This window comes from Pseudomonas entomophila, assembly GCF_029193575.1.
GTDB lineage: Bacteria > Pseudomonadota > Gammaproteobacteria > Pseudomonadales > Pseudomonadaceae > Aquipseudomonas > Aquipseudomonas entomophila_G.
In genome coordinates, this window is record NZ_JARGCS010000040.1 from 1 (window position 1) to 11,601 (window position 11,601).

An 11,601-nucleotide genomic window follows, 5' to 3' on the forward strand; every position below is an offset into this window, starting at 1 on the left:
GGGGCCAGCACGTGGCTGTAGCCGCTCGCCAGCTCGACGATCAGCGGCGCGACGTTTTCCGGCAGGGCGTGGGCGTAGGCGGCGTTGTCCGCGACCAGCACCTTGGCAACGCCGGCGATCTTGGCGGCGGACTCAGCGACGCCACCGACGTTCTGGCCTGCGACCAGGACGTGCACATCACCACCGATCTTGGCGGCAGCGGCGACAGTGTTCAGGGTGGCCGGGGCAACGGCACCGTTCTCGTGTTCAGCGACAACCAGGATAGTCATTTAGATTACCTTCGCTTCGTTCTTCAGCTTCTCGACCAGTTCGGCCACCGACTTGACCTTGATACCCGCGCTGCGGGCAGCCGGCGCTTCGACGTTCAGGGTCTTGGTGGTGGAGGCGGTGGAAACGCCCAGCGCGTCTGGCGTCACGGTCTCCAGCGGCTTCTTCTTGGCCTTCATGATGTTCGGCAGCGACGCGTAGCGTGGCTCGTTCAGGCGCAGGTCGGTGGTGACGATCGCCGGCAGGTTCAGCGCGACGGTCTGCAGGCCGCCATCGATCTCGCGGGTGACGTTGAGCTTGTCGCCAGCCACTTCCACCTTGGAGGCGAAGGTGCCCTGGGCGTAGCCGGTCAGCGCAGCCAGCATCTGGCCGGTCTGGTTGTTGTCACTGTCGATGGCCTGCTTGCCAAGGATCACCAGCTGCGGCTGCTCCTTGTCGACGAGGGCCTTCAGGGCCTTGGCCACGGCCAGGGAATTCAGCTCATCGCTGGTCTCGACCAGGATGGCGCGGTCGGCACCCAGCGCCAGCGCGGTGCGCAGTTGCTCCTGGGCGGCGGTCGGGCCGACGGCGACAGCGACGATCTCGGTGGCCAGGCCTTTCTCTTTCAGGCGCACGGCCTCTTCCACGGCGATTTCGCAGAAGGGGTTCATGGACATCTTGACGTTTGCAAGGTCGACGCCGGAGTTGTCCGCCTTGACGCGAACCTTGACGTTGTAGTCGACCACTCGCTTCACAGCGACCAGAACTTTCATGCGTTGCATTCTCCAGCGTTACGGATACGGGAAAGGATGCGCCGGGCGCGCTCGATCAAGGGGCGGTCGACCATGGCGCCGTCGACCTGGGTGGCCCCACCGCCCTGGGCGGCCGCCAGCACGGTGTGGGCCCAGGCCACGGTCTTGGCGTCGGGCACGAACGCCGCGTGAATCGCCGCCACCTGGCGTGGGTGAATCGCCAGCTTGCCGCCCATGCCCAGGTCGCAGGCGCGCAGGGCGTCGCGCACCACCAGCTCGGGGTTGTCGAAATGCGTGGTCACGCCGTCGAGCGGCGGCGCCAGCCCGGCCAGGCGCGACTGCAACACCAGCGCGCCCCGGCAGTAGGCCAGTGCCTCCCAGGTCGGCTGGCAGTTCAAGTCCAGGGCCAGGTCCAGCGAACCGAAGGCGGCTTGCACCACGCCGGGGGCTTGCAGCAGCTCGCCCAGGCCGTTGAAGGCGCGCGCGGTCTCCACCAAGGCGACCACCGGCACCTGGCGCCCCAGCAGCGCATGCACCTGGCGCACGTCTGCGGCCGTTTCGGCCTTGGCCAGCATCAGCGCATCGAAGCGCACATGGCGCAGTGCGGCCAGGTCGGCCTGGAATGCCTCGCTGCTCGCGGCGTTGATGCGCACCATGACCGGCACCGCGTCGATGCCGTGGTTGCGTAACGCCTCGCGCGCCGCGTCACGGGCCTCGGGCGCCACGGCATCCTCGAGGTCGAGGATCACCGCATCGGCGCCGCTGGCGGCAGCCTTGGCGAAACGCTCGGGGCGGTCGCCCGGTACGAACAGCGGCGCCACGGGCGCGGGGTAGGCGGGCTTCAGCATGTGGCCTCCGCTTGCATGTTGATCGCCCCGTGGGCGTCCTGGGTCCAGGCCGAAAGGCTTTCGCCAGGGGTGTTCCATGAGGCGGCGGCGCGGAACGCCGGCCCGGCGATCAAGGGGCTCAGGCCGCGATAGGCGAAGTGCCGTGGCACGCGCCCGGCCAGGCGCGCCGCCAGGTTGAACAGCACGCTGGCCTGCAGCGGGCCGTGCACCACCAACCCCGCATAGCCTTCTTCGCCGGTGGCGTAGGGCAGGTCGTAATGGATGCGGTGCGCGTTGAACGTCAGGGCCGAATAGCGCAGCAGCAAGGTCGGCGGCGTGTCGAGCTGGCACTCCAACTCACCGGCGCGGGGTTCGCCGCTGGCGATCACGGGGCTGGCGCTGGCGGCGCCGCGGTAGACGATGTCCTGACGCTCCCGGATGCACTCCTGGCCGGCGCACGACAGCACATGCTCGACGGTGACGAAGCACAGGTTGCCGCTGCGGCCCTCCTTGAAACGGATGTCGCTGACCGTGGAGACCCGCTCGATGGGCTCGCCGACCCGCAGCGGGGCCAGGCTCTGGACCTGGCCGCCGGCCCACATGCGCCGGGGCAATGGCACCGGCGGCAGGAAACCGCCGCGCTGGGGGTGGCCATCGACATCGAGCGCTGCCATGCCCGCCTGCGCGGTGGTCGGCGCCAGGCACCAATGCAGCCCCGGCGGCACCTGGTCACCGGCGTCATACAGGTGCGGCCCCAGGGTGGCGTGGTAACCCTGCAGCATCTGCGGGGTGATCAGCGCCTCGCAGCGTTCGCTGCGCCCCCGCCAGGCCAGCAGCGCTGGCAGTTCGGATTCGGTCATCGCGAGCACCTCAGTAGGAGCGCGGCATGCCCAGCACGTGCTCGGCGACGTAGCTGAGGATGAGGTTGGTCGAGATCGGCGCGACCTGGTACAGGCGCGTCTCGCGGAACTTGCGCTCGACGTCGTATTCCTCGGCGAAGCCGAAACCGCCGTGGGTCTGCAGGCAGGCGTTGGCGGCTTCCCACGAGGCATCGGCCGCCAGCATCTTGGCCATGTTGGCCTCGGCGCCGCAGTCTTCGCCGGCCTCGTACTTGGCCAGGCCCTCGCGCACCATCAGTTGCGCCGCGCGCATCTGCGCATAGGCCTTGGCGATGGGGAACTGGATGCCCTGGTTCTGGCCGATGGGGCGGCCGAACACCTTGCGGTCGTTGGCGTAGTCCACCGCTTTGCGGATGAACCACTTGGCATCGCCGATGCACTCGGCGGCGATCAGCATGCGCTCGGCGTTCATCCCGGAGAGGATGTAGCGAAAGCCCTTGCCTTCCTCGCCGACCAGGTTGGCCGCCGGCACCTCCATGTTGTCGAAGAACACCTCGCAACTGTTGTGGTTCATCATCGTGCGGATCGGCTGGATGCTCAGGCCGTTGCCCACGGCTTGGCGCATGTCGACGATGAAGGTCGAAAGCCCCTCGGTCTTCTTCACCACCTGGTCGCGCGGGGTGGTGCGCGCCAGCAGCAGCATCAGGTCCGAATGCTCGGCGCGGCTGGTCCAGACCTTCTGGCCATTGACGATGTAGCGCTCGCCCTCGCGGCGGGCGAAGGTGCGCAGCGAGGTGGTGTCGGTGCCGCTGCTCGGTTCGGTGACGCCAAAGGCTTGCAGGCGCAGTTCGCCGCTGGCCACGCCCGGCAGGTACTGGGCCTTTTGCGCCTCGGAGCCGTGACGCAGGACGGTGCCCATGGTGTACAGCTGTGCGTGGCAGGCGGCGCCGTTGCAGCCGGCCTCCTGGATGGTTTCGAGGATCGCCGCGGCGGCCGACAGGCCCAGCCCCGAGCCGCCGTACTGCTCAGGCACCAGCACCGAGAGGAAACCGGACTCGGTCAGCGCGTTGACGAACGCCGTCGGGTAACCCCGGACTTCGTCGAGCTTGCGCCAGTACTCGCCCGGGAAGCGCGAACAGAGCTTACGCACTTCCTCACGGATTTCGGGGTAGCTTTCTTGGATGTTGTTGAAACTCATGGACTCGACCTCGTTAAAAGTGGCGGCGGGCAACGTCGTCAGACCGGATCCCAGCAGAACACGTCGGCACTGACCTGCAGTGGCGTGAACGACCCGGACAACGCCGGCATGCCGTGCTCGGCGATGCTCTGCGCGGTCCAGCCATCGCTCTGCTGCACCGAGCGCTGCGGGCGGTTCTGGCTCATCAGGAACAGCTCGTTGCGGCGCACCGTGAACACCTGGCCACTGACCGCGCTGGCCTGCTCGGACAGCAGGTACGCCGCCAGCGGCGCGTTCTTCTCGGGGGTCATGCGCTTGAGGCGCTCGACACGCGCGTGCTCTTGCGGGGTGGTATCGGGGATGGCGTTGGTCATGCGGCTCCAGGCGAACGGCGCGATGCAGTTCGAGCGCACGTTGTAGCGCTGCATGTCCAGGGCGATGGATTTGGACAGCGCGACGATGCCCAGCTTGGCCGCCGAATAGTTGGCCTGGCCGACGTTGCCGATCAGCGCCGAGGTGCTGACCATGTGCACGAACGCACCGCTCTGCTGCTGGCGAAAGTGTTCGGCGGCGGCGCGGCTGACGAAGAAGCTGCCGTTCAGGTGCACCTGGATCACCGACAGCCAGTCTTCCGGGCTCATCTTGTGGAAGATCACGTCGCGGATGATGCCGGCGTTGTTGACCACGCCGTCGACCCGGCCAAAGTGGTCCAGGGCGCAGTCGATGATGCGCTGGGCGCCTTTCCAGTCGGCGACGCTGTCGGTGTTGATCGCCGCGCGGCCGCCAGCGGCCTCGATCAGTTGTCGGGTTTCTTCGGCGGGGGTGGCCGAGCCACCCTCGCCACCCAGCGAGACCCCCACGTCGTTGATCACCACGGCGGCGCCGCAACGGGCCATTTCCAGGGCGATGGCGCGGCCGATACCGCCGCCTGCGCCGGTGACTACCACTACTTTGTTGTCGAGCATGTCGTTGTCCTTTTTATTCTGGGTGCCCAGCACTCAACCCGGCAGGCCGAGCAGCATCTTGGCCAGGATGTTGCGCTGGATCTCCGAGCTGCCGCCGTAGATGGTCGCGGGGCGGGCCTGCAGGAACAGCCCGGTGGGGTTGAGGTTGCCGTTGCCCTCGACAGGCTCGAGCAAGGCGCTGTATTCGCCTGAGATTTCCAGCATGTAGTCGGTGATGCGCTGGAACAGCTCGGTCTGGTGCACCTTGAGCAAGGACACGTCGGCGCCCAGGCTTTCGCCCCGGCGCAGGCGCTCGGCGAAGGTCTCGAACAGCAACTTGTGGTCGTCCAGGTCCAGGCGCAAACGGGTGAGTTGGTCACGAAACGCCGGGTCTTCGGCCAGGCCCAGGTGCTCGCCCAGCACCGCCAGGCGTGTCAGGGCGTTGGCCGACTGCTTGGGCGAGCCGAGGAAGATGCGCTCGAAGCCCAGCAGCGCCTTGGCCATGGTCCAACCGGCGTTCATCTCGCCGACCAGGTTGGCGCGGGGCACGCGCACATCGTCGAAGAACACTTCGCAGAGCTCGTCGTGCAAGTCGAGGTTGAGGATCGGCCGCACCGTCACGCCGGGGCTGTTCATCGGCACCAGCAGGAAGCTGATGCCTTGCTGTTTCTTCACGGTCTTGTCGGTGCGCACCAGCACGAAGATCCAGTCGGCGTCGGTGGCCAGGGTGGTCCAGATCTTCTGGCCATTGATCACCCACTCGTCGCCGTCGAGCACGGCCTCGGTGCGCAGGCTGGCCAGGTCGGAGCCGGCGTTCGGCTCACTGTAGCCCTGGCACCAGATGTCCTCGCCGCGCAGGATGCGCGGCAGGAAATACTGCTGCTGCTCGGCCGAACCGTAGCGGATCAGCAGCGGCCCGAGCAGCATGATGCCGTGGTCGGGGGTGCGCGCCACGCCGTGGTTCTCGAACTCTTCGGTGTAGATCAGTTGCTTGGCCGCCGACAGGCCCATGCCGCCGAACTCGCGCGGCCAGCCGGGGGCCAGCCAGCCATGCGCCGAGAGCGTCATGTACCAGCCTTTGACCTCCTGCCAATGCAGGCGCTTGGGCAGGTCACGCAGCTCGCTGGGGAAGTGCGCGTGCAGGAACTCGCGCACGCGCTGGCGGAAGGCCTCGTCGCTCAGCGCATTGAAATCAGGCAATTGCGGGTGCTCGGTCATTGTCAGAAATCCTCTGGGGGTGGGCCGCGGCGTCAGGCGTCGACCAGGCTGGGCATGCACGTGTCATAGCGCAGCCGGTGCGAGGCGGAGGAGCCGTAGAGGTTGGCCAAGGTCATGGCCTTGCGCAGGAACAGGCCGATATCGCACTCGTCGGTGTAGCCAATGGCGCCGTGCATCTGCACCGCCTGGCGCGTGACCAGCAACGCGGCATCGGCTGCCCGGGCCTTGGCCCGCGACACCGCGGCGCGGCGCTGCGCCACCGGTGCGCCGCTGTCGCAGGCGCTGGCCGCGGCGTCCAGGCTGGCGCGCCACAGGGCCAGTTGCAGTTTCAGGTCCACGGCGCGGTGTTGCAGGGCCTGGAACGCGCCGATGGCCTGGCCGAACTGCTTGCGTGTGCACAGGTAATCGAGGGTCAGGGCGAAAGCCCGTTCGGCGACGCCGAGCAGGTAGGCCGCCGTCCCCAGCGCGGCCTCGTCCAGGGCGTCGGCCAGGGTCTGCCGGTCCAATGGCAGCAACCGCGCGGCGACGCGCTCCAGGGTCAGGGTGGCGAAATGGCCACCGTCCTGGGTCTGCGCGTGCTCGATATGCAAGCCGGGGGCATCGGCCTCGACCAGCGCCACGCCCTCGGGCGTACTGACCAGAAAACCGTCGGCCCCGGCGCCCATCGGCACGTTGACCTTGCGCCCGCTGACCGTGCCGGCGCTGAACCGCGTCCCTCCGGCCACGGCGTCGAGGCTGGCGTTGTTTTCCTGCAGCGCCGGCAACCACAGGCGCTCACCGGCCAGTTGCGGCGCCAGGTGTTCATCGTCGAGCAAGCGGGCCGCCAGTACGCCTGGCACGAACGGTTCGGGCAACAGCCCCGCCCCCAGCTCTTCAAGCAACGCGCAATACTCGGCCATGCCCAGGCCCGCACCGCCGCGTGCCGCCGGCAGCGACAGCCCGAGCCAACCGTTCTCGGCCATCTCGCGCCACAGCTCTCGGTCGAAGCCAATGGCCTGGTAGCGCAAGCCGCGCACGCGCAGCAGGTCGCCCGCCGAGGCGAACGCGGCGGCACTGTCGCGAATCATGCGGATGTTTTCCAAACGCTCTTCTGCTGAATACATCTCGATCTCCTGATTGGCTGGCGCCTGCAACTACGCGGCGATGCTTGCCAGCCCGTGGGTCACCACCAGAGCGTCACGCTCCAGCACGCGCGCGCGGAACGAGCCGTCGCGCCAGATTTCGCTACGAACGGTTTCTCCCGGCAGCACCGGGGAGGAGAAGCGCAGGGACATGCTGCGCAGGCGCGCGGCGTCGTGTTCGGCCAGGGTGCCGAGCAGGGCCTGGCAGACGATGCCGAAGGTGCACAGGCCGTGCAGGATCGGCCGTGGGAAACCTGCCGCCATGGCCACCGAAGGGTCGGCGTGCAGGGGGTTGTCGTCGCCATTGAGGCGGTAGTAGAGCGCTTGCTCCGGGCGGGTCGAAATATCGATGCGAAAGTCCGGCTCGCCTTCGGGTACGCGCGGGCTGGGGCGCGCTGCGCCGCTGTCGCCGCCGAAACCGCCGCCGCCGCGCAGGAACGTGGTGTTCAGCGTGGTCGCCAGCAAGCGGTCGTCGCCCACGCTGCGGAGCTCCTTGCGGGTATAGAGCAGGGCGCCGTTGCCCGGGCCCTTGTCGACCAGGCCGACGATACGGGTTTCACCCACCACCTCGCCTTCGACCGGCAACACGCCGTGCAACTCCAGCGCCTGCTCGCCGTGCACCACGCTCTTGGGGTCCACGCCCGAGCGCTCGTCACCCAGCCAGAACCCCGGGTGCCCCAGCACCAGCGCCATCGACGGCAGCGCTTGGAGGTCGCGGCGGTAGTCCACGTAGCGCAGCTGGCGTTCGTCCAGCGGGTCGCTGCCCACGCCGACCGACAGCGCATAGAAGGCGGTCTGCTGGCGGGTGAGCGTCTGGCGGGTCACCGGAATGGGGTAGCTGAGCAGTTTCTCAACATCGATCGGCATGGCCTGGCTCTCTTGTCGTTATGGGTCCAGTGCATGGGCTTGCTGATGCCTATATTTCACCAATTGAAATATCATTTCAACAGGTGAATACTGTCACCGTCGATTTTTTTCCGGCGCGCCGACCAAGGGTTACCCCGACAAGCCATGCATCGAGGCCTGCAACCGCCGATGCGCACACTTGTGGTGGGTGTGGCGCAAACACTGAAAACCGCGCAGAGGCAAGAGCGATGACAACGGACAAGAAAAGCCACCTCCCACTCGACGGCGTACGCGTGCTCGACCTTTCCCGGGTATTGGCCGGGCCGTGGTGCACCCAGATCCTCGGGGACTTCGGTGCCGACGTGGCCAAGATCGAGCTGCGTGGCATCGGTGATGACACGCGCGCCTGGGGGCCACCCTTCCTGCCGGCGGAGGACGAAGCCGCCAGCGGCCCCGGAGAAAGCGCTTATTACCTGGGGTGCAACCGCAGCAAGCGTTCGGTGGCGGTGGACATGGCGACCGCCGAAGGCGCGGCGCTGATTCGGCGGATGGCGGCGCAGGCCGACGTATTGGTCGAGAACTTCCGCGTCGGCGGCTTGAAAAAGTTCGGCCTGGACTACGCCAGCCTGCGCGAGCTGAACCCCCGCCTGGTCTATTGCTCGATCACAGGGTTTGGCCAGGACGGCCCCTATGCCGAACGCGGCGGCTATGACTTCGTGGCCCAGGCGATGGGCGGGCTGATGAGCATCACCGGCGACAAGCACGGCGACCCCACCAAGGTGGGCGTGGCCATCACCGACCTTTCGACCGGCATCTACGCCACCCTCTCGGTGCTGCTCGCCCTGCGTCACGCAGAGGCCACGGGTGTCGGCCAGCACATCGACTGCTCGCTGCTCGATACCCAGATGAGCATGCTCGCCAACCAGGCCATGAGCTGGCTGGTCGGCGGCGTCGTGCCGGGGCGCCTGGGCAATGCGCACCCGACGGTGGTGCCTTACCGCACCTTCGAGGCGCTGGACGGTTCGCTGGTGGTGGCGGTCGGCAACGACAGTCAGTTCCGCGCCCTGTGCCACGCCCTGCAACGCCCGGACCTGGGCAGCGACCCGCGCTATATGCGCAATGCCGACCGGGTGAGCCACCGCGACACCCTCGAGCAGGCCTTGCAAGCGGAATTCGGCCAATGGCAACGCAGCGCGTTGATCGAACTGCTGGTCGAGGCCAAGGTGCCGGCCGGCCCGGTGAACAGCATCGACCAGGTGTTCCAGGACCCCTTCGCCGAGGCCCGTCGGGTCGTGCATCGCTTCACCCGCGAAGACGGCGTCTCGGTGCCCACCCTGGCGTTCCCCGGCAAGCTGTCGGTCACCCCGCCCCAGTACCGGCTGCCACCGCCGCGCCTGGGCGAACATACCCACGAGGTGCTGCGCGACTGGTTGCAACTGACCCCCGCCGACCTCGAGCAACTGGCCCAGAGCCAGGTCATCGCCGACCGCACGGGTTCCTGAAGCCCGTTGCGGCTGGGCGTACGCCCTTGCGCAAGCCACGTGCCTGCGCAGCGGCGTATCGCTGGAGGAGCCGAGCGGGAAAGTGCTAATCTCGCCCGATCATCGATCCCGTCATTCCTCGGCGCCCCATGAGGCCGCCGAGGCTTGGGCACATGGCACATAAGGGCAATACGTGGCAGACACCCCAGTCAGATCCTTCAAACCGGTAGAGGCCGTCAGTCGCGCGCTCAACGTGCTGCGCGTGGTCAACGAGGAGAGACAGTCCACGGTCGCCTCCATCCACCGTCAAACCGGGCTGGACAAAGCGACCATCGTGCGCATGCTGGAGACCCTGGGGCACGAGGGCTACGTGGCGCGAGACCCTGAGCGGGCGGTGTACTACCCCACCGCCAGGACCCTGCTGCTGAGCCAGGGCTTCGAGTCCTCGCGTTGGATCGCCAGCGTCGCCGAGTCGACGCTTTCGCGTTTTCGCAATGCCATCGGCTGGCCTTCGGACATCGCCCTGTTCGACCGCGACGCCATGGTCGTGGTGCAGACCTCGCGCGGCTCTGGCCCGCTGTCGTTCAACCGTCAGCCAGGCTTCCGCTCGCCGATGCTGGTGACCTCGATCGGCCTGACCTACCTGGCGTTCTGCGACCGCAACGAGCGCGAGCGCATCATCGAACGACTGGCCGACAGCCCTGAAGAGTGGAATGACCTGGCCCGCCAACCGCAACGCCTGGCCACGATACTCGACGAGGTGCGCGAGCAAGGTTATGCGGTGATGGGAGCGGACTATTCCGAGAAGGTATTCTCCGGCAACGTCTGGGCCATCGGTGTGCCGGTGATCCAGGGTGAAAAGCTGTTTGCGACGATGAACATCATGCTGCTCAAGAGTGCCGTGAGCCTCGATGAAGCGCGCCAGAACCTGCTGCCCATGCTGCTCGAAACCGCGGCTGAGATCGCCGGTAATCTGGCCAGTTCGCAAACGGCCTGCGCCCGATAGGGCGCGCCGCGTCACGCGAACGACGGGCTGCTCCTGGTGCTGGCGCAGCCGCTGAAGCGCTCGATGAAGCCAGCGGAGCACGGGTAACAAGGGCTTGCTGGACAGGTTATCGGCAAAGTGGTTGTATGAGGCAACCATTCGACGAGGCCTCCACCCATGACGCTCCACGCCCCTTTGGTCGAAGCCATCCGCTGCGCCTCCCGCACCCTGGTCCGTGAACTGGGCTTCATGCGCGCCACCCTCGCCGACACCCCTTACTCCGCCTCCGCCGTGCACGCCCTGCTGGAAATCGACGCCGGCCACGCCAGCAGCGCTGCGCAGTTGGTCCACACCCTGGGCCTGGACAAATCCAGCGTCAGCCGCATGCTCGGCAAGCTGATTGCCGCCGGCGAGTTGCAGGAGGCGGCCGGGGAGGGCGATGCGCGGGTCAAGCACCTGCTGTTGACGCCCCAGGGCCGGCAGACCGTCGCGCATATCCACCGTTTCGGCCGGGCCCAGGTCGGCGCGGCGCTGGAGCACCTCAACCCCAGCGAGCGACAGGCGGTCGCCCAAGGCCTGGGTGCCTATGCGCGTGCTTTGAGCGTGTGCCGGCAGGGGCCTGCCGATGCGCCAGCCGACACCGTTGAGATCAGCGCAGGCTACCAACCTGGGCTGATCGGCCGCATCAGCGAGATGCACGGGCAGTTCTACGCCCGCCACTGGGGCTTCGGCGCGTTCTTCGAAAGCCAGGTCGCCAGCGGCCTGGCGGAATTCGTCGGGCGCCTCGAGCACCCCGGCAACCAGGTCTGGGTGGCCACGTTGAACGGCCGCATCGTCGGCTCGGTGGCCATCGACGGCCAGCACCCCGGCAACCACGCCCACCTGCGCTGGTTCATCCTCGACGACGGTTGCCGCGGCAGCGGGGTGGGGCGGCGCTTGCTGGCGCAGGCGTTGGCGTTCTGCGACGCGCAGCGGTTCGAGGCGGTGCGGCTGTGGACGTTCAAGGGGCTGGACGCGGCGCGGCGGTTGTACGAAGCCCATGGCTTCGTGCTGGTCAGCGAGGCGCCGGGCAGCCAATGGGGGCGGGAGGTGGTCGAGCAGCAGTTCACCCGTCAGGCGACGCAGTCGAACCCTGCGGGCGAGGGGTAGTCGAATCAGAGACTGG

Annotated in this window: 11 protein-coding genes and 1 pseudogene; 3 read left to right on the top strand and 9 right to left on the bottom strand. The window is 67.6% G+C overall.

Features of this window, described 5'->3' with window-relative positions:
- The 9 genes and pseudogenes from P0Y43_RS18950 to P0Y43_RS18990 form a co-directional block, all read right to left on the bottom strand.
- Positions 1–269: pseudogene (locus P0Y43_RS18950) on the bottom strand (electron transfer flavoprotein subunit alpha/FixB family protein); the annotation flags it as partial.
- Positions 270–1,019, bottom strand: coding sequence for an electron transfer flavoprotein subunit beta/FixA family protein (locus P0Y43_RS18955; RefSeq protein ID WP_275638782.1), 750 nt, complete (start codon positions 1,017–1,019; stop codon positions 270–272).
- Positions 1,016–1,846, bottom strand: a complete 831-nt coding sequence (locus P0Y43_RS18960) for an HpcH/HpaI aldolase/citrate lyase family protein (protein ID WP_275638790.1) — start codon at positions 1,844–1,846, stop codon at positions 1,016–1,018. Before P0Y43_RS18960 ends, P0Y43_RS18955 begins: the two co-directional genes overlap by 4 nt.
- On the bottom strand, positions 1,840–2,685 hold the full coding sequence (locus P0Y43_RS18965; RefSeq protein WP_275638791.1) for an FAS1-like dehydratase domain-containing protein: 846 nt from the start codon (positions 2,683–2,685) through the stop codon (positions 1,840–1,842). Before P0Y43_RS18965 ends, P0Y43_RS18960 begins: the two co-directional genes overlap by 7 nt.
- Before the next feature lie 10 nt (positions 2,686–2,695).
- A complete protein-coding gene (locus P0Y43_RS18970) occupies positions 2,696–3,862 on the bottom strand; it encodes an acyl-CoA dehydrogenase family protein (RefSeq protein ID WP_275638792.1) in 1,167 nt (388 codons plus the stop codon).
- Positions 3,863–3,900: 38 nt separating this feature from the next.
- The gene (locus P0Y43_RS18975) at positions 3,901–4,806 is read right to left on the bottom strand and encodes an SDR family NAD(P)-dependent oxidoreductase (protein WP_275638793.1); all 906 of its coding nucleotides are present in this window, start codon (positions 4,804–4,806) and stop codon (positions 3,901–3,903) included.
- Between the two features lie 33 nt (positions 4,807–4,839).
- Positions 4,840–5,985 carry an acyl-CoA dehydrogenase family protein gene (locus P0Y43_RS18980; protein WP_275638867.1) on the bottom strand — a complete coding sequence of 382 codons (1,146 nt, stop codon included), beginning with the start codon at positions 5,983–5,985 and terminating at the stop codon, positions 4,840–4,842.
- 50 nt (positions 5,986–6,035) lie between these two features.
- The gene (locus P0Y43_RS18985; protein WP_275638794.1) at positions 6,036–7,106 is read right to left on the bottom strand and encodes an acyl-CoA dehydrogenase family protein; all 1,071 of its coding nucleotides are present in this window, start codon (positions 7,104–7,106) and stop codon (positions 6,036–6,038) included.
- A 30-nt stretch (positions 7,107–7,136) separates the two neighbouring features.
- Positions 7,137–7,991 (bottom strand): MaoC family dehydratase, encoded by an 855-nt coding sequence (locus P0Y43_RS18990; protein ID WP_275638795.1) that lies wholly within the window; start codon positions 7,989–7,991, stop codon positions 7,137–7,139.
- 227 nt (positions 7,992–8,218) lie between these two features.
- Here P0Y43_RS18990 and P0Y43_RS18995 point away from each other — a divergent pair, with 227 nt between their 5' ends.
- From P0Y43_RS18995 to P0Y43_RS19005, 3 genes are all read left to right on the top strand, one after another.
- Positions 8,219–9,472: a CaiB/BaiF CoA transferase family protein gene (locus tag P0Y43_RS18995; RefSeq protein ID WP_275638796.1), complete on the top strand. Its 1,254-nt coding sequence runs from the start codon at positions 8,219–8,221 to the stop codon at positions 9,470–9,472.
- A gap of 172 nt (positions 9,473–9,644) precedes the next feature.
- The gene (locus tag P0Y43_RS19000; protein ID WP_275638797.1) at positions 9,645–10,457 is read left to right on the top strand and encodes an IclR family transcriptional regulator domain-containing protein; all 813 of its coding nucleotides are present in this window, start codon (positions 9,645–9,647) and stop codon (positions 10,455–10,457) included.
- A 156-nt stretch (positions 10,458–10,613) separates the two neighbouring features.
- Positions 10,614–11,585 (top strand): bifunctional helix-turn-helix transcriptional regulator/GNAT family N-acetyltransferase, encoded by a 972-nt coding sequence (locus P0Y43_RS19005; RefSeq protein ID WP_275638798.1) that lies wholly within the window; start codon positions 10,614–10,616, stop codon positions 11,583–11,585.
- The last annotated feature ends 16 nt before the right edge of the window (positions 11,586–11,601 follow it).